The organism is Aquibacillus albus (assembly GCF_016908325.1).
In the GTDB taxonomy this organism is placed as follows: domain Bacteria; phylum Bacillota; class Bacilli; order Bacillales; family Amphibacillaceae; genus Aquibacillus_A; species Aquibacillus_A albus.
Map to the genome: position 1 here is coordinate 228339 of NZ_JAFBDR010000002.1, position 19494 is coordinate 247832.

Annotated in this window: 15 protein-coding genes; all 15 read right to left on the bottom strand. The window is 37.0% G+C overall.

Translation table 11 applies throughout. The annotated features are described in order from the left end of the window. Window position 1 precedes the first annotated feature (1 nt). The 15 genes from JOC48_RS03055 to JOC48_RS03125 all read right to left on the bottom strand — a co-directional run bounded on the left by JOC48_RS03055 (window position 2) and on the right by JOC48_RS03125 (window position 19236). Window positions 2-994, bottom strand: a complete 993-nt coding sequence (locus JOC48_RS03055) for a 2-keto-3-deoxygluconate permease (RefSeq protein ID WP_204497573.1) — start codon at window positions 992-994, stop codon at window positions 2-4. 218 nt (window positions 995-1212) lie between these two features. After that, complete coding sequence (locus JOC48_RS03060; protein ID WP_204497574.1) at window positions 1213-2955, bottom strand: PrpR N-terminal domain-containing protein; 1743 nt, start codon at window positions 2953-2955, stop codon at window positions 1213-1215. 221 nt (window positions 2956-3176) lie between these two features. Beyond that, window positions 3177-5528, bottom strand: coding sequence for a glycerophosphodiester phosphodiesterase family protein (locus JOC48_RS03065; protein ID WP_204497575.1), 2352 nt, complete (start codon window positions 5526-5528; stop codon window positions 3177-3179). Between the two features lie 344 nt (window positions 5529-5872). Continuing rightward, window positions 5873-7336 carry a glycoside hydrolase family 32 protein gene (locus tag JOC48_RS03070; RefSeq protein WP_204497576.1) on the bottom strand — a complete coding sequence of 488 codons (1464 nt, stop codon included), beginning with the start codon at window positions 7334-7336 and terminating at the stop codon, window positions 5873-5875. Window positions 7337-7497: 161 nt separating this feature from the next. Continuing rightward, window positions 7498-8376 carry an NAD(P)-dependent oxidoreductase gene (locus JOC48_RS03075; protein ID WP_204497577.1) on the bottom strand — a complete coding sequence of 293 codons (879 nt, stop codon included), beginning with the start codon at window positions 8374-8376 and terminating at the stop codon, window positions 7498-7500. 27 nt (window positions 8377-8403) lie between these two features. Further along, window positions 8404-9876 (bottom strand): glycoside hydrolase family protein, encoded by a 1473-nt coding sequence (locus tag JOC48_RS03080; protein ID WP_204497578.1) that lies wholly within the window; start codon window positions 9874-9876, stop codon window positions 8404-8406. A gap of 148 nt (window positions 9877-10024) precedes the next feature. Next, window positions 10025-10918: an aldo/keto reductase gene (locus JOC48_RS03085; protein WP_204497579.1), complete on the bottom strand. Its 894-nt coding sequence runs from the start codon at window positions 10916-10918 to the stop codon at window positions 10025-10027. Window positions 10919-11059: 141 nt separating this feature from the next. Then, window positions 11060-12145 (bottom strand): ADP-ribosylglycohydrolase family protein, encoded by a 1086-nt coding sequence (locus JOC48_RS03090; RefSeq protein WP_204497580.1) that lies wholly within the window; start codon window positions 12143-12145, stop codon window positions 11060-11062. 26 nt (window positions 12146-12171) lie between these two features. After that, window positions 12172-13008 carry a carbohydrate ABC transporter permease gene (locus JOC48_RS03095; RefSeq protein ID WP_204497581.1) on the bottom strand — a complete coding sequence of 279 codons (837 nt, stop codon included), beginning with the start codon at window positions 13006-13008 and terminating at the stop codon, window positions 12172-12174. Continuing rightward, on the bottom strand, window positions 13008-13955 hold the full coding sequence (locus JOC48_RS03100) for a carbohydrate ABC transporter permease (RefSeq protein WP_204497582.1): 948 nt from the start codon (window positions 13953-13955) through the stop codon (window positions 13008-13010). Before JOC48_RS03100 ends, JOC48_RS03095 begins: the two co-directional genes overlap by 1 nt. An 84-nt stretch (window positions 13956-14039) precedes the next feature. Then, window positions 14040-15332, bottom strand: a complete 1293-nt coding sequence (locus JOC48_RS03105; RefSeq protein ID WP_204497583.1) for an ABC transporter substrate-binding protein — start codon at window positions 15330-15332, stop codon at window positions 14040-14042. Window positions 15333-15468: 136 nt separating this feature from the next. After that, window positions 15469-16575 (bottom strand): ADP-ribosylglycohydrolase family protein, encoded by a 1107-nt coding sequence (locus JOC48_RS03110; RefSeq protein WP_204497584.1) that lies wholly within the window; start codon window positions 16573-16575, stop codon window positions 15469-15471. Window positions 16576-16645: 70 nt separating this feature from the next. Beyond that, window positions 16646-17470: a sugar phosphate isomerase/epimerase family protein gene (locus tag JOC48_RS03115; protein ID WP_204497585.1), complete on the bottom strand. Its 825-nt coding sequence runs from the start codon at window positions 17468-17470 to the stop codon at window positions 16646-16648. A gap of 13 nt (window positions 17471-17483) precedes the next feature. Continuing rightward, complete coding sequence (locus JOC48_RS03120; protein WP_204497586.1) at window positions 17484-18467, bottom strand: sugar phosphate isomerase/epimerase family protein; 984 nt, start codon at window positions 18465-18467, stop codon at window positions 17484-17486. Between the two features lie 118 nt (window positions 18468-18585). Beyond that, window positions 18586-19236 (bottom strand): GntR family transcriptional regulator, encoded by a 651-nt coding sequence (locus tag JOC48_RS03125; protein ID WP_204497587.1) that lies wholly within the window; start codon window positions 19234-19236, stop codon window positions 18586-18588. Window positions 19237-19494: the final 258 nt, after the last annotated feature.

Here is a 19494-nt window from a genome sequence, read left to right on the forward strand (position 1 = left end):
TTTACTTTGCATCTTGAATTGTATAATCTTCTGGTAATCGCACACCTTTTTTCTCTAAACGTTTCACTAAGAAGGCGATATAGATTGGTAATAAAATAGCTGTTGTAACCGTTGATGCTGCAACTTGTACTGTTGCAAGATCCGCATGAGCAGCAAAACTCGCACTAGCAGCCGCAATTGCTGCAGGTGTTGCCACCGCGTTACCAGCTGTAGAACCTTCCGCTGCACCTGTAATCGGGTTCCATTTCATTGCTTTAAAGACAAAGTATCCTGCAGTACCAGTAACAAATACAGTTAATAGTCCAAGAATAATACCTGATAATCCACCTGCTATGATACTTGCGAAATCGATCCCCATACCTAGAGCAAAAGCGAAGAACGGAATTAACATCGAGCTTCCTTTATCGAAAAACTTTCTCATTTCTTCATCTAAGTTACCTAATACCATACCAACAATAATTGGCAATAGTACAGAAATAAACGATACGAATGAAAACATACCATCAACAAATCCCATTGTGCCAAAAATAGCTAGCGCTACCATTGTAAAGAACGGTCCATCGTTTAATGCGAGTAATGAATACGCCGCTCTATCTGTTTTGTCTCCATATTGTCCAACCAATGCTACATACAAACCACCGTTACTGTTCGTCATTGCAGCGATAATCGCAATTGGCGCAAGACCTAACCATAATCCATTGTCTCCTGCAAACATATAGGCAATTAGTCCGACAGCAGCACCAACAACCCATTTTGTCGCTAATAATGTCGCCCCTTTTCCAAGACTGACCCCTACACTTTTCACATTAATTTGAGCACCAGTACATAGTAAGAATAGTGCGATTAACGTACCTGCACCATCAACAAATAGTGCTTGCGTAAAGTTACCAATTCGTAATAAATCAGGAACAAAAGTGTTCAATATTGCAGCAAGTAATAATGGAACTACCATCATACCTCCTGGAATTCTGTCTAAAGTCGCTTTAATCTGCATTATTATATCCCCCTTGATGTATTTGTGTTGTTTAATTTTAAAACACATAAATAGTTGTAAACCGCTTACAAATAGAATTATAAAACGAATTGATATAAAATGCAACGGTTTTCATTAAATTTTTTGAAAAAATTATCTTTCAGCATGGATGTAGTTGTATTTTGCAACAAAAAAGAGCCGAAATACATTCAGCTCCCTGTTTGCTTCTTTCGCTTCAATTAGGACTTAAGCTTACGCCATAGCGTCGAACGATTAATCCCTAATCTACTTGCTGCTTTTGATTGGTTATGATCTTCTTCTTGCAAAACTAAATGAATAATTTGCTGTTCGATTTCTTTCAATGTCCCTTGTAATGAAAGGGCCTTTCTATCTTGTTTGTCGTTATCTTCCTGCATATATTGACTTAGAAGTTCTTTCACTTGTGATAATTCAATATAGTTGCGATCGGAGAGTAGTGTCAGTTCTCTTACCACCTGCTTTAACTGGCTTAGATTATACTCCCACTTATAATCAAACATATACTCTACCGCCTCTTGTTTAATACCTAATGTTTCATTTCCTTCATTGGTATGAAACTCTGCTATAAAATAATCAACAAACGGCTTGATATCTTCTTTTCTTTCTCTCAATGGCGGGATGTGCAGTGGATATTGGCTAATTTTTTGATACAATTCCTCCGAAAAATTAGCTTGATTCACCAATTCCTCTAGGGTGCGATTACCTAATACAATGACTTTTATATGATCGTTCATTTGGATTAATTCATGAATAGATGATTGCATCGCAACAGATAGTGTCTCCATATTTCTTAGTACCAAACTTCCTTTATCCATTCGATGGAGTTTCCGACCTATTTTTTCAATGTCTGCATTGGTTACCTGTTTACCTTCTACCACAATCATTGGGGCATCATGACCATATCGTTGAAAATGAATGAGCTTACTAATCGTTCGTTTGCCTGTTCCTGGTTCACCAACAATACAAATTGGTTCATCCGCTTGGACATATTGGTTAATGTTTTCTCGTAAACGACGAGCAAAATTACTGTCGCCAATAAAAGGTACATGATTCACATGATCAATCATTGTCATGGACTTGTTTTGTGAATGAATCAAGGATGAATGAATGATGAAACCTACCATGTGCTCACGTTTATTCACGATAAACGCCTGTACTTCATAGCTATGTTCTTCATCTTCTATTTTCGTCCAATGGGTTCCATTATTTAAAACTTTATTGGTAATTTGGCTGACGATGGAAGACTTCAAAAATGTATCGTTGCCTATTTCTTGTTCAAACTTTAAATTTTTTTCTACTATCTTTTGATTTTTATCAAGCAGGACGATCGGTAATGGGGTATGAATAAAAGCATTACGTAAATAATCAAATTGATGATTTACTTTACGAAAATACTGATATACTCGTCTTCCTTCTTCAAAAGCATCCATTACTGCTTCTTTTCCAGAAGTAATTAGGACACCTCTCAATCCAACTTCCTCTGCAACTTGAACAGTAATAACATCACCGATGACGACAGAATAATTTTCTTCTTTTAATTTTTCTAAATAACCTCGAACCTCTTCACTGGAATTAATCGTAATCATTTTCACATCATATTCTAGTATATTACAAAGGGTGTTCGCCCCCTCAGAAATATTGGCATACCCAACTAGCGCCACCCCATTTTCAAATCCCCGCAAAAGGGTGAAAACTCGAAGCATATCATATCCAGTTATATCTATATGAACAACAGGGATGGAAACCGCCTCTTGGATCATTGATGCAGTCCCACCACGACTAATAATTAATTCGTAGCCTTGCTTTTCAGCCGATCGAGCTATCTTCACTCCTTCTTCCAGGTTTCCAATCACGATATCTAGTTTAATATCTTTCGGATGTGTCATTTTTTTTGCTGTTTCAGCTAATCCTGAATATGGTGCAATCAATAGCGCTTTAATCATTCCGACACCTCATTTGTTGCATATTTCAACACAACTATTATGGCACATATATAGGAAGATGTCATCCTGGGACTGGTTTAATAAGTAAATACTGATAATGTTACTTAATTGAATAATAGGATTAGTGGGCAAGGGGAAAAATCCTTAAAACAAGAAAAGTTGCTAAAAAATGGGATAAGGGGTCTGACCCCTCATCCCAACCACATGTCTCGGTTCACTTCTTATCGAATTGTTACTTCTATTGGTTCGGCTACTAGGTTCCATTCTTTGCCGAGCATCGTAAATGAATGCGTGACAAACACGTTTACTTCTCCTGGGGCGAGTGCTTTTATCGTATTTCCTTCTATTTCTACACTTTTTTCATCTCCTGTCACGAATAGAGATGTTTGAATGTTATCTTTTTTATCTTCACGGTAATGAACAAATGCTTTTGCTTGAATAGTTGTCGATTTTCCAACCTTTAGATTTCTGGTTTTGATTGGCGTTTCCAAGCGAATCGGTGCATCCGTTAACCATTGTGTATAATCAGTGATTGGTCCAATCAAACCATCAAGTAATTGTTTTTCCAAAGCCTGCTCGTTTCTAAATGTCCAATGGAGACTGGTCATTCCTCGCTGGCGCATGTATGTGATAAATTCCTTCGACAAACTACCATAGCTAGAATTTAATGTAGCATTTACTGTTGATGCATAATTCAACATTTGCTGCGCATTTTTTAGTTTACCTTCTGTTGTGGATGGAACACCAGAAGAAAATAGGTAGCCAACACCAATTTCTGGCTTTAACTCATGTGATTTTACAACACTGCTTAAGTTAAAGCTTTGAATAAGGACCTGATTTGTCATCCCTTCCTGTTCAATCTCTTCAATCACTTGTTCTTCTATTCCTGTAGCTTTCAATTCAACAAGAAGAACGACATCTTTTCCTTTATAGGCTTGTAAAATCTCACGGAATGTTGGTACCTTTTCTCCTTCAAATTCAGGACCAAATTTAATACCAGCATCCAACTGGCGAATTTCCTCTAGAGTAAGGCTTGACACAGCACCTGTTCCATTAGTCGTACGATCCACCGTATAGTCGTGCATAATAACCAGGTGACCATCTTTTGTACGTTGAAGATCCGTTTCAATCATGTCTGCACCAAGTTCATATGCTAAATCATACCCTGCCATTGTATTTTCCGGGGCCAATGACGGTACCCCGCGATGAGCTGCAACAATCGGACGCTGAACAATTGTATTTTCTGGATATTGACTAAATGCTTGAATTGTTTGGTTTTCATTTTCAGCAATAATGCCATCTACACCTAAATGGATAAGGCTGTGGGCGTCACTTTCATTGTCTCCGCCAATACCCCATACCGATATCGTGCGACTATGAAGATAGTGAATAACGTCTGGTGTTAAAAGTTTTTGTGGGATAACGGCAACTTTAGCGTTATTTCGATGGATATCTAAAGCAAATTGTTCAAGATCATGTTTATTTAAGGCGTTTTTCGTATATTCTACAGCTCCTCGGGCAATTGGAGCAGCTTCTTTCATTTCATTTACAATTTTCGGATCAGAGGACATGATATGAAAATCTTGTATGTTTGAATTCTGGATGATATCTTTTAGCGCTGGAACTATTTTTTCGTCTTCTATTTGAAAAATCGGAATGACCTTTCCCCTCATGGCTTGTAGGGCTTCAGATACAGGGGTTTCATTCACAGACAAATCACCTCTCTCACTTGCTTCAATTGGTAAAATCATCGATGAAACACCTGAGCTTTTTTCTACATCTTCTACTGTTTCAAATGGTGAAATAACAGTAGGTGCATGGATGATGTTTGTTTCAGGTTCTTCAGGTAAAAATGCACTAGATTCTTCAAGCGGAGGCAACGTTTCGGATTGAGATGTTAATTTTACATTATCAAATTGAACGGTTGCTCCCGAAACCTGAAATCCAACATCTCCTTTAGACCATTCTGTTGCTAAATCAGTATCGATCACCAACTGTCCGTTAACAAAGTGTTGAACACGATGATCTTTTACGACTACTTTCAGATGATAAGCTTTATTGAATTGGAAGGGCTCTGGATAAAATGTTTTTTCTGGTACTTCCCATCGGTTGTTTTCATTTCGAATCGCAAATTCTAATCCGTTTAAAGCAGTTGTCCCTCTTCTAATTGCAAATTGATAATAAGGGTAATCTTCAGATTGGACCCGGTACATGAGTGAAGCCCAGCGTGTGTCTTCTACTGCCGATAAAAATGTCATATCTGCTTCAAATACATAGTCACCAGTGTCTTCTGTTACTGGAATTAATACACGACTCGGACTTGAAATAGATGGAGAGGTAAGCTCCAACTGCCCATCAACAACCTCTGCTTGCCCTTGAATAAGTTCCCAACCATCTGGTAAAGCTTGTCCAGACACTTGGTCAAAATTTTCTTCAACAAATGTCGTTTCCTGTTCACTTGCTTGTACATACTTTTCTACAAGTGGCAAAAAGGAGTTAGCACCAAGGACCACACTCGTCGCTAAAACGAGCGAAGCAACTTTCCTGCTTCGTTTTCTCAACTCTACTACCAATTCAATTTCCTCCTTTAATTACTAGATTTTCTATCTCAGTTGAATTCTCTCAAACTAATATAAAGAGGAAATTAAAATAATGTTAATATTTTGAAAATTGACAATTTTGGATATTTATACCTATATATAAAAACTGTTACGTATATAAGTTCAGAAAAGATATATACTCCCAACTTACTACCCATGCCTTTTGACCTTAAATTGTCCCAAAAAACAAAAAAGATAGAATTGCCAAAATATCAAATATCAGCAACTCTACCCCCCATGTCCTCCCACAGAGGACAAATGTCCACAGAGGGGGTCAGACCCTAGGGATTTAGGGTCAGAACTCCTAACTTTTTCATCTATCCCCAAACAGACGACAACTCCCATACATCCAGCGTTGTCACGTACACTTCTCCATATGTTTTAAAGAAATCTAGGTTAATACTAGTTGGGTCAGGGTATATTCTGTTCGACATAACTACTTGACCATCATTAGCAAATATTTCAACAGAGGATCGGTCTACGAAAATATGGAGTTTCAAATTTTTTTCAAGACATCCTTCCAATGTATGACCGTAAATTCCACCGTCACCTTTTCCAGATTTATTCCGATTGACCGTTAATTCTTTTGTTTTCTGATTAAATATAACTCGTGTTTGTTCGAGTTGATTGTCCGAAGCTCGTAATATCATACCAAACATAGTGGAAGAAGTACGGCTTAAATCAATATCTACAATGACTTCAAGACCCCCCCCTTTAATATCCTCTAAAAAGCGATTCGAATTATTATCTAAAATAATATCCTTAAATTGATTTTGCTTTTTTCGTAGTTTTTTCAATTCAGGTATTGGTTTAAATGTAAGCTTGCCATCAGGATGTAACGATATTTCCCTAGGCAATGACATCGCACCTGCCCATCCATTTTCTTTCGATGGCATAGTCGCTCCCCACATATCCATCCAGCCAATAACAATTCGGCGCCCTTTATCATCTAATAACGTTTGAGCAGCGTAGAAATCAAAACCATAGTCTAGCTCGCCACTTGATTCAGGTATGAATTTTCCAGTTTCATAGTTAAAATCACCAATAAAATAGATATTCTTCCTTCCTACTTCAGCCATTCCCATTGGTGATACGATAAGCACAAACTTATCTTCTTCTAATGGAAATAAATCTGGACATTCCCACATATACCCCTGGGAACCATCACTTTCTAACACAACTCCAACATATTTCCAATTCTTTAAATCCTCGGACTTATACAGTAAAACTTTCCCTTTCCCGTCAATACCTGATCCAATCACCATATACCATAAATCTTCATACTTCCATACCTTAGGATCTCTAAAGTCATCGGATTCCCCAGGAGGTGGACCACTAATCACCGGGTTCTTAATATACTTTTCAAAGTTAATTCCATCTTCACTAGTTGCTAAACATTGAACTTGACGTGGACTCCTATTCGAATCATGCTCTGTATAGATAAGTGTAAAAATTCCATTATCATCAACAGCACTTCCTGAGAAACAGCCTTCATTTGCCTTAGGGGCTAAGGCTATCGGTAAATGCTCCCAATATACTAAATCCTTACTTTTAGCATGCCCCCAATGCATAGGACCCCAGTCAGCACTATATGGGTGATGTTGATAGAATAAATGATATTCTCCATCGAATTGGATAAATCCATTCGGATCATTAATCCAAAAAGCCGGTGCCATAAAATGATACCCGAGACGGTGCGGGCACTTTTCTACTCTCGCTGATGCTTTTAAGACAGAATCCATCGCCTGTTGAATTACTTCTTGTTCAGAAAACGCCTTCATCTTACCCCTCTTTTCTGATTAATAATTCTTTGATTCTATTTTCGTAATCCCTTGAACAATATATTTTAGTGCTATTAGGAACACTGCTGATGCAGACAAGGACCGTTGCAAAAGCTAATACGTCACTACTAGTTCATTGCTTTGTCTAGCACCCTTATGCACTAGCCAAACAATTTAAACAATGCTTGGGTCCCTAAGTCTCCATCTCCGTTTGCTTCGAGTTTGTCATATAAGGATTTTGCTAGACTTAAACCAGGTGTGTCTAATCCCATTTCTTCTGCTGAATCAATAGCAATTTCCATATCTTTAATAAAATGTTTTATATAAAACCCTGGATTAAAATCATTATTGTTCATCTTTGGTGCTAAATTAGTTAACGCCCAACTACCTGCAGCTCCTGTTTGGATACTTTTTAATACTTGAACTTGTTGTAATCCTGCTTTCTCAGCATACCTCATTGCTTCACAAACACCTATCATGTTAGTTGCAAGTGCAATTTGATTACACATTTTGGTATACTGACCAGCACCAGCTTCACCTTGAAATTGAATATTTTGACCCATAACTTCAAAGATTGGCTTAACCTTCTCAAAAGTGGCTAAATCTCCACCAACCATAATGGACAACTTTCCTTCTTGTGCTCCAATATCCCCACCTGATACAGGGGCATCCATAGCATACACATTCTTTTCTTTTGCTCTTTCGTAAATCGCTTCAGCTAAGTTTGGTTTAGACGTTGTCATATCTATAATAACGGTACCTTCTCGTACATGGTTTAAAATACCCATATCAGCAAAGTAAACTTGCTCTACATCGTTTGGATAACCAACAATTGAAATAATGATATCTGATTTAGAAGCCAGTTCTGCAACGGAAGCGTTCCATTTAGCTCCTATTTCTATTAAAGTGTCTGCTTTCGACTTGGTTCTCGTATAAATTTCGACTGTATATTTGGCCTTTAATAGATTCGTAATTATACCTTTACCCATTACACCAGTTCCAACAAACCCGATAACTATTTGATTATCTTTGTTTGTCATTTTATATCCCCTTCCTAAGTTAATCAACTAAGTGATGTTAGGCGCATCCATGTTTGTTATTTGTAAATCTTCAAACCTGATAGTTCCGCTTTCTACAAAAAACCCTACTTTCCCTGTGTTCCTAGTTGTGCTGATTGTACTTAACACTACTTCACCATTAATAGAAAATTCAACTTCTCCTTTTACATGGCGCAAAGCAAATGCTTTTTCCATGGGGAGATCAATTTGGTAAACGTTTTCCTGGATTATCTGATAGTCAAAGTAATCGTACATCAACTCTACATTGGAGACTTTTAAATGTTTTATTAATTTTATCGTTGATTGACTAGGGTACATTTCAATAAAATATCCACCTGATTCTTCATCAACATGAAAGCAAATACCACCTAAATGACCCTGTAACATAATTTTTCCTTCAATCAGAAAATCTTGATAAGCATTCTTTTTTGTTGTGACTAATTCTATCCCTTCTATAACAGAAAGTTTCATGTTCACTTCCTCAAATGATGCTGAAGTATTCTCAATTAATGCTTCTAAATCAAAGCTACTTAACTTCTCTGTATTAGAACAACAATACTTTTTCCAATTGTCATATTGGTGGAATACTAAGGTGCCATCCTTATTCTGATGAATTTCTAACGGAGAGGGGACGTATCTTAATTCTTTTCCTTGAAACGGAAATAACCCATACGGATTTGGTCCATCTCCTTTTGACCTAAGCCAGCAACAGAAAATGTCCTTTCCCTGAAAGGTTGTAACCCTACCTGCATAATGACTGCCTTCGGGTATAATTTTATTATTTTGTGGAGTGATATATGGACCATTCAAATCCTTAGATATCCAGTAACGTTGGGAGTTATCCTCCATAACTGACGCAAAAATATAATAATAGTTTCCAATCCTATACAACTGTGGACACTCTAAATCAAAATATTTCATTGGAGCAAAAAGCGGTTTTTGAACTTCCCAATGAATAAGGTCATCTGACGTTACTAATGCTATGCAACCTCTTCTTAAAAAAGGTCCATAATTGGTCCGCCCATTAATAAGACAGTAATAGACCCCATCTTGAAAATAAGGTTTAGGGTCCCTCCAAGATACATTCTTCAGTGGTACTAATTGCTTCTCATAATAAGGTTTACTCGCCTCACTTACTGGATTGTTTTTGTATTTATCCCAGCTAATTAAATCTAATGAAGTAGCCAATGCTACCATTTGAACCCGACCTCCTTCTGCTCTGCTGCAGGCAGTGTATAACATGTAGAATAAACGCCCTTTCTTCGTGACGCTTACTGTACGAATCATGTCATCATCACATGCACCCGGGTTTCCTGTGCTTATAGCAGGCGGGAGTGTTTCCCAAGATAAACCATCATCTGATACTGCGTGACCTACAATGTCTCTATTCGGTAAAACAAGATGAAATAAATGAAGTTGACCATGATGTGAGATAACTTCTATGTCTCCTAATTCGTTATAATAACTTAAAGGTATATACACCCTTTCTCCTCCTCATTTTTCTGGTAAAATTCTCGTGTTTGGTCAGGGTCATTGGCTCAAGGCATAGTAGCCGGAAGTTCTGAAAGCGCAAAAATAATTTTTACGCTTAACTACTGAAAAATACTATTCAAATACCTGTGGTGAAAATTTAAATTTGAAGATCAGCTGCTCCTGCATTCAGTTCTACTTGCTCTATATTTTTACAGCCTGGTATAACACTAGTGACCGAAGGATTTTTCAAACACCACGCCAGTGACCATTGTGCCATATCCATTCCTTTAGGCACTTCCTTTCTTCGTATATCATCTACTAAATTTAACTTGTTAATCATTTCCTCTTTATCCATGCGGTGACGCACGTCATTCTCAGTAAATTTAGTATCTTTTTTATACTTTCCACTTAGTAAACCGCTCGCCAATGGTACCCTGGCAAATACACCTAGGTTTTGCCGATGACAGGATGGAAAAACTCCTTCTTCGGGTTTTCGATCAACCCGATTATATACAGTTTGAATGACGTCTGCTTTAACCTGTGACGCCAAATCAGTTTGTACCATATTATCGTTATCTTTTAAGGAAATACCTAAGTGTCTAATTTTGCCAGCTTGTATCTGTTTTTCTAAAACAGTCCATAATTCATCATTTTTAAAGGATTCATCACTACCTGAGTGAAATTGGTACATATCTACGTAATCTGTTTTTAAACTCATTAAAGATTGATCTAACTGTTGAACGATTTCTTGTGGAGAGAAGCAATCTGATCGTTTTAAGGGACCTTCGTATTTATGGCCGAATTTAGTAGCAATAATCCAGTCTTCTCTACTATTGTTTTCTATGGCACTTCCTATTAACCTTTCAGATAAATGATCTCCATAGGAGGGGGCAGTATCTATTAAATTGATCCCAAGTCCTTTTGCTTTTTTTAAGATACCTTCTACTTCTTCTTGAGCGAAATTCTTACCCCATTCACCTCCAAATTGCCAAGTACCAAGTCCTATAACTGATACGTTTAAACCAGTTTTACCAAGCTTCCGATAACGCATATTCACGTTCCTTCCTAATTAAAGTTTAATTTTACTATTTCGAGGATTAAAGCTTTTGTAATGTCTAAGTATAGGGGAATATTGATATTAGTAAGGACCTTTACCAAAAGGAAAAGGTCCTAAGTTTTCAATAAATATCTACTATTCTTCTAATTCGCAGATTTGCTCTGATAGTTTGCGAATATCCATTTCTCTCTTGTTTACTTCACAAACTGGATCTACCCATTCTGTTGGTAATCCTGACTCGCCATGAAGTGCACCGACCCATGCACCAACAATTGTAGCCGTTGTATCACAGTCACGTCCTAAATTACAACTAACAGGTATAGATTCTATATTTCCTTTCGCATAAGCAAACGCTGCTAATGCCAAGGGAATTTGTTCCGCAAAAAAGCAGCAAGTATAACCATCTTCTTTGTAGTCAATCGGTTCCACTCTTTCTGGCATAGGGGCATCTACTTCGATTGGTGGATCATATTCATTAATTTTCTTATATGGAGACATTGTATGATCAGGCATTAACGCCTCTTGGTAAAATTTTTCTGCTAGATCCCAAACATTTTCTGCCTTATTTGCGATATTAATGGCTCTTTCAAGTAATTGAGTCGCTAGTGGTCCACACTGCTCGAACATTGCTTCTACCATAGATTCATAGGTTGCGTCCTCTTTCACGCCTTCAGCTATTGCTGCAATTTTGGCTGCTAACAGATCCTGTTCTAAAGGAGCCTTCCAAATACGACTTAAATTTCTCACTTGATCTGCAGCTTTTTTCGGATTTCCAGCATGTATAATTGCAATTGGAGTCCACCAACCAACTCCCCCGCCTTGCTTAAATGTTAAACCACAATCCTCAGCTGTAGCTTCGCCATTTTTCACTTTATATAGTGCTTCTACCATTATGTCAGGCCACTGTTCTTCTAACTCTGCATTTTCTAATAACCAATCTACTAACATTTGTGGTGTTCTTGGTGCTTTGGTTTCTAAATAAAAGTTCGTTAAATCTTTCCGAATAAATGTATCATCTGTAATACAGCCAGGATCTGGATGCAAAGCATAGCCTGGTTTTAAATCTATAATGGATACTGGCCTACCATACGGCAATAGCCCCTTTACTTCACCTGCATATTTCTGAATACGTTTATAATGTTGTGCTTCAACCGGTCCTCCCATTGCATCGCCAATTGCTGCACCAATATATGCCCCCATACACTTATCTTTAATCTTCATATCCTTAACCCACCTTTTTCAGATATTTAACCTTTTGTTGTTCCAGTTGTGAGACCGTTCACAATATACTTTTGAAGGAATATAAACGCAAAAATAATTGGTAAGGATGACACAAACGATGCTGCCATCAAATTATTCCATTCAGCTGCATACTCTCCCATATAACTATAAATACCTACTGTTACAGGGCGCATTGAATTATCATTTGATAAGGTCAAAGCAAATAGTAATTCATTCCATGCCATTAGAAATGTAAATGTACCTACTGTTATTAAACCAGTCCGCGTTAATGGTAAGATGACTTTCCAAAACGACATAAACTTATTACAGCCATCCATTAATGCTGCCTCTTCTAGTTCCTTTGGCAACCCTAAGAAAAATGGTCGTAAGAGAATAATTGCAAAGGGTAGTAGATTAGTAGTATTTGCAATAATTAACCCAGTAAAACTATCAGTTAAGCCAATGTTTAAAAAGATAATATATAATGGGGTCGCCATTATAATTGAAGGGAACATCTGTGTAGCTATTAAAATCCCCATTAAAATCACGACACCTATCAATTTTTTTCGTGCTAACCCATAGGCTGCTGGTGCAGCTAAAGCCAAAGTTAATAACATACTTCCCGAACCAATAATGAAACTATTTTTCATATAATGCAGCATACTGTTTTTTGAAGTAAAGATATCAATATATGGTTGGATGGTCGGATCACTCGGAAAAAATAACGGAGGATCAACATAGATTTCATTTAGTGGTTTGATGGAAGTAATGAACATCCAATAAACAGGAAACAGCATTAAAGCCGTTACTACTATACCAACTGTTGTGAAAATTATTTTCTTTTTTCGTTTTGTTATTCTCATTACCCAATCTCCTCCTTGCGCATCTCTCTTAAATAAACGATTGCAAGGATGATAACTAGGAATAGCATAATACCACTTACAGCTCCACCTTGCCCAAAGTTAAACTGCAAAAATGATAATTCATATGCATAATAAGGGATAACCGTTGTTGCATCTAATGGTCCACCAGATGTCATTACATAAATTAAATCAAATACTTTAAATGAATTAATCAAGCCTAACATAATCAAAACAAAGATTGTCGGTTTCATTAAAGGTAACGTAATAGTTAAAAACGATTTCCATGCATTAGCACCATCAATTCTAGCTGCCTCAAAAAGTTCCCTTGGAAGTGTAGACAATCCACCTAATAGAATAATCATATAGAAAGGTGTACCATGCCATATATTAGCAACTATGACAGAAAACATAGCAAACTTTTCACTAGAAACCCAAAGGATACCTTCTGAAATAATTCCCATTTTTTCGAGTAAAAAGTTTAATACCCCAGAATCTCCGGCCATAATCCATTTATATAATGTACCAACTACTACAGAAGGTAACATCCAAACAACTAAGATCATACCTCTCATAAAATTGACCCCAGGAAATTTCTGAATAAAGAGTAAAGCTAATGAAAACCCTAAGATAAATTCCACTATAATACATGATAATGTAAAAATTGCTGAATTTAACAGGGACTTATATAAAAGTGGTTCAGTTAAGATGGCTTTATAATTAACAAACCCAGCCCATGTTCCACCATCCATAAAGTTACTTACATCCATTTCTTTGAAGCTAATAAGAATGTTGTAAACAATCGGATAAAACAAGAATATCAAGAAAAACAATAAACTAGGTACAATAAAAAGGTGATCGGTAAATAGATCTATTTTCTTTTTAAATTTTTTATTTTTCACCTTTGGTTTTGTCTGAACATTAATTGATGCATCTGTTTTTAAATTCATTTTTTCTTCCCCCCCTTGTTTTTTCTCATGAGGCTGTGTTGCACAACCCCATGAGGACAATACTTTCAGTTAAGATCAATATTTTTAAGGCAGAAGTGGCGTGATTTTCTCCTGAGCTTCTTTAGCAATTGTTTCAGCATCTTTACCAAGAACTGTTGCTTGAACTAATTCAGCTACAATATTAGAGATTTCTGGGTAGTTAGATCCATATGCTCTTGATCTAGCAAAGTTCAATTGTTCTGTGAACACTTGCATATTAGGATCATTTTTAATTTCTGGCGTTTCCGCAGCAGCTTTAACACTTGGAAGGTTACCATTTTCTAAAATGAAATCGGTATAATTCTCTTCGTCATAGAAAAACTTGAACCATTCGAAGGCTTCTTCAAGATTATCTGTAGTTGCTGTAATACCCATCGCCTCTCCACCAACAATAGTTGCTTTTGTTTCACCTTTAGGAAGCTCGGCTGCAGCCCACTCAAAATCCGCTTCTTTGTTCAATGTTGGTACATTCCAACTACCATTGATTTGCATTGCTGCACGTTCTGATAAGAATTGTAAGTTTGCATCATTTTGCTCCCAGTTCAACATTTCCTGAGAAACAGATCCATCTTCATGAATTAATGCCTGTCTAAATTCAATGGCGTTAATTCCTTTTTCACTATCTAGACTGTCTAAATCAGCACCCGCTTGCCAAATCCATGGTAAAAAGTTAAATGTACCTTGTTCATTTTTTGACCCCGCCATGGCAAGTCCGTATACACCGTCTTTCGTTAGTTTTTTTGCATATTCACGAATCTCTTCCCAAGTTTTTGGAGGCTCGGTCAAACCTACTTCTTCAAACATATCTTTGTTATAATAAAGCGCTAAATCATTGTTATATAATGGTAATCCAAAAAATTTACCTTCATATTTTTGTGGTGGTAATAAGCCAGAGAAAAACTTATCAGCAAGACCTGATTCTTCAATTAAATCAGTAATATCACCAGCTATCCCTGCTTCTGCAAGCGATTGGAACCTCGAGTGAGAGTTAATAAAAATATCTGGCAATTGATCGGCTGCTGCAGCATTAATCAATTTAGCATCAAATTGATCTCTTGTAATAACAGTCCGCTTAATTTCAATATTAGGATGTGACTCATTAAATTCTTCTATTTTCCTATCGTATTCTTCGTCACCTTCTTGGAAGTCCCACAAATCAAGAACCACTTCCTCAGTAGAAGAATCTGAAGAATCATTACTAGTTGAAGAATCATCACCTGAATCATTTCCCGAATTATCTGAAGAACTAGTCTCATCTCCACTGCTACAAGCTACTATAAATCCAAAGAACAAAATGAATAACACACTGACTAACATGTACTTACTTTTAATTTTCATTTAAAATCTCCTCCCCGTTTTAAATGTTGTAGTTAAAAAAACTACTTTAAGATCCACCTTCATTGTTATCGCTGTCATTGATAGGTAATCTTTAATTAAAAGGTGCCTACTACTAGATTAATGTTTTGTTATAAACCTAATTAACTTTGACTGCAGATAATTTTTGTGCCAAATCTCGAATATCCAGTTCTTTTTTATTAACTTCACAAACTGGCTCAACCCATTCTTTAGGTAAGGCTTTTTCACCGTTTAACGCTCCAACCCATGCGCCAACTGTATTTGCATTCGTATCAGTATCTCTACCTAAATTACAACAAGCGGGTATGGCACTAACGTCTCCTTTTTTAAATACAAATGCTGCTAATGCAAATGGAATTTGCTCTGCAAAGAAGAACGTTGTATAACTTTCATCCGTATAGTCAATTGGCTTTACTCTAGGAGGTAACAATGCGTCTCTCTCAATAGGTGGGTCTTGCTCGGTTATTTCCCATATATGTGCCGTGTTTGGCATTAAAGCGTTTTCATACAACTTCTCAGCAAGATCCCAAATATCATTCGCTTCATTTGCTAAATGAATCGCCCTTTCTAGTAATTGTTTCGCTAAAGGACCACATTCGTCTAACATTGCACCAACCATAGATTCATAGGTAGCATCTTCTTTTAACCCTTCCGCAATACCTGCCACAACAGCAGCAACAAAATCTTGTTCCAATGGTGCTTTCCAAATACTAGATAAATAACGTCCCTCTTTTGCAGCACCTTTTGGATCTCCAGCGTTAATAATTCCTATAGGGAACCACCAGCCGATACCACCACCCTGTTTATACGTACGTCCACATTCTTCAGCCGTTACTTCACCATTGGCAATTTTATGAAGGGCACCAACCATAATTTGCGGCCATTGTGTATCTAGTTCTCCGTTTTCTAGTAGCCAACTAGCTAATTTTTTAGGTGTACGTTCACCTTCCGTTTCTAAAATGAATTTTGTAATATCTTTTCGGCAAAATGTATCATCTGTAATGCTTCCTGGATCTGGGTGTAGAGCATATCCTGGATGGAATGTTCCTCTAGGATCAGTTAATCGCTGTGGAAGTAGATAAGGTTCCTCGTAAGGTAGTAATCCTTTAACTTCCCCTGCATACTTTTTGATTCTTTTGTAATGACTACTCTCTACTGGTCCACCCATTGCATCACCTATGGCTGCACCAATATACGCTCCTATACTACGGTCTAAATTACTCATAATTCCCCTCCCATTTTTTTATATTAAACTTAAATCGTTTAATAGTAGAGTCATTCATAATCGATTACATTTATGATCCAACCTGGTTCCTCACCAGAGATCTAATATGTTTTATCCCTTTTTTAATCCATTCTTCTTCTTGTTGTAATGTTTCCAGTGGGGTTTTTGCCGTGGGCATCCATTGTTCAAGCACGATATTCACATCACCTGCTGCTTTTTGGATGGTGTTCAATGTGTTTTGTATATCCTGGCGTCCATCACCTAGAGCCGTTCCACGTACATTTACACCAATACCATCTGGATGCATATCTAGTTTGTAGTCCTTGAGGTGTAGAGAAACAGCATATGGAGCTAGCATTTGTACTGTTTGATATGGCCATTCCTCTTGAGCAATAGAATTACCTGTATCGACACATATTCCTACTAAAGAATCATCAATCGATTGAACCAGTGCAACAAGATCTTCTGATTTCATCATAAAATGATTTTCAATTCCAATGGTAATGTTGGCCTCTTTATATTGAGGTAACACCTGTTGAATGACATGTAGCATTTCATCCCATGATGGTTGAACATCTGGCGCATGAGGTGCTATCCTTACCAGTTTAGCTCCTAGTATTTTTGCAATCTTGAGATGTCGAAGCAACCGCGCTTCTGTTGCTCCAGCTGTTCCTGCTTCTAGTGTAATACCACGTTGTTCAGCCACTTCGGTAACTTTTTTAAGTGAAGCCTCGTCATAGTTATCTAGTGGAAGATTGTCAGCAAACTGTACCAGTTCTGCACCCATATCAGCAGCCTTTTCTACTAGTTTTACCGCATCCATTGGTTTTTCTGGTTGAAATGTATTCGTTCCTACAGCATAACGAAAGATGTAGCTACCTAGTCCTAGTTTCATTGTAACACTCCTTTTATGATACTGGCTGTTGTTTCCCAACTAGCTGTTTAAATAGAAAATCATAGGTTTTAGCTGGTACACCTTCATCAATCAATTCTTGAATTTCTTCTTTTCCTAGTTTTTCAAGTAAATATTGTGCCGCTTCCATAATATTGAATGTCACTTCAAAAGCTTCTGCAGGATCACCATCTTTGGTAAACACATCATAGGTTAGCCAACCAGACCAATTGATTTTGTCTAAGTAGAATAATGTTTCTACCAAATCCCAAATATTCACGGCTCCCGGAATCATATCCCAGTCCCAACCTCTATTGTTATCATTAAAATGGACATAGAATAGTCTGTTTGCATCTGCAGCAATACACGCCATTTCAGCTGGATTTTCTTGTGCAATCAATGCATGGCCAACATCCATGGTTACACCTACATTGTCTAATCCAGTTTGATTACAAAGGTGTAATGTTCTTCCCATATCAGCTAATATGATATTGCTTTTCGATTCAAACGCCTTATACTCAAGGCTTACTTTAATGTCAGTTCGGTAGCTTGCGCCTTCAGTAATGGTTTCTCTTAACCACTTCCATTGTTTTGAAAAATCTACATGGAAGTTATAGTCATGACCATCCATTAATGGACAAGTCGTTACCATATCTGTTCCTAGTTCTGCTGCTAAATCCATCGCATCTTTTAAATACTGAACTGCTTCGGCACGCAACTTCGGATCCGGATTTGTAAAAGAACCTTTTTTCCACTTCTTTTCCGATTTGATATTTAAATTTACTGCAGATACTGGAAGTCCTGTATCTTTGATTGCTTGAATGGACTCCTCCCTATTCACAAAATCTTGTGGATAAACGACTTCTAGTCCTTCAATCCCCGGAATGTTGCGGGCAACCTCCAGATTTTCTAAAAACGTCCTTGCTGGTTGGAACTCATGAAAACGGTCAGCATAACGACCTAGAATTCCAACAATGATTGAATTTTTTAATTTACTCATCGTTCTCCTCCTCCATTTTTTATTATCAACAAAAGCTTGTTGAATTCATCCGGTATACATTGTATACAATGTATACAATAGTTATGAGAAGTTCCCCTATGAAACTCCCATTTTTTTATTAATCTTTGATAATACTGTACTTCACGTTGATAAGGTGAGTAGAATTTCGGATATGTTCCAACATAAGTTTTTCAGCCTTGTCAGCATCTCTCGATTCCATCGCCTCTAATATATCCATATGTTCTGTATAGGTTTCCTCCGGTGATCGAACTAAACCTAAATCGAATGCTATATTTAAGACTTGTGTACTTTCAAGGCTTCTATGAAGAACGATATTCCCTGCTATCTCCATTAATTTTCTGTGAAAGATCTCATCTGCTTTTTTATACGCTTCTGATTCACCAGATTCCCATTTCCGATAAGCACTCTCAAACAAAGTTTTAAAATAAGAAATCATTGGTTCATCGATAAGTGGAGTCGCTAATCTACTAGATAATCCTTCAAGTACTGCACGAACTTCCCAAACTGATCTTAAGAATTCATCAGAAAACCTTCGAACTACAATACCATTAGAGGTTGTTTCCACTAAATAATCTCTTTCTAATTCGGCAAGAGCTCGTCTAAGCGGTGTTCTACTAACACCAATCTTTTGAGCAATCTGATCTTGAATAATCGTTTCGTCTGGTTTCAATTCGTTATTCAAAATCATTTTCTTAATTTCGTTGTATGCTTTCTTTTCTAAATATCCATTGCCCGCTTTACGAGACATGTCGTCATCAACCTACCCTCCGTCTTTTGCATACATCGTATACATTGTATACAATGATGATTAAAATTATATATATTTGATTGACTAACCCAATTATAGAAAGCGTTTCCATTTTTGTCAACAATATTTTAAAAATTTAATCATATAATTAAACTGTGCTGTTAATAAAATCAACAAAACAATTATAATGATAGCTCCTTCTTCCAAAAACTAAAATCGCCAAATCTCGGGTGGCACACAATTGAAAATATAATAACA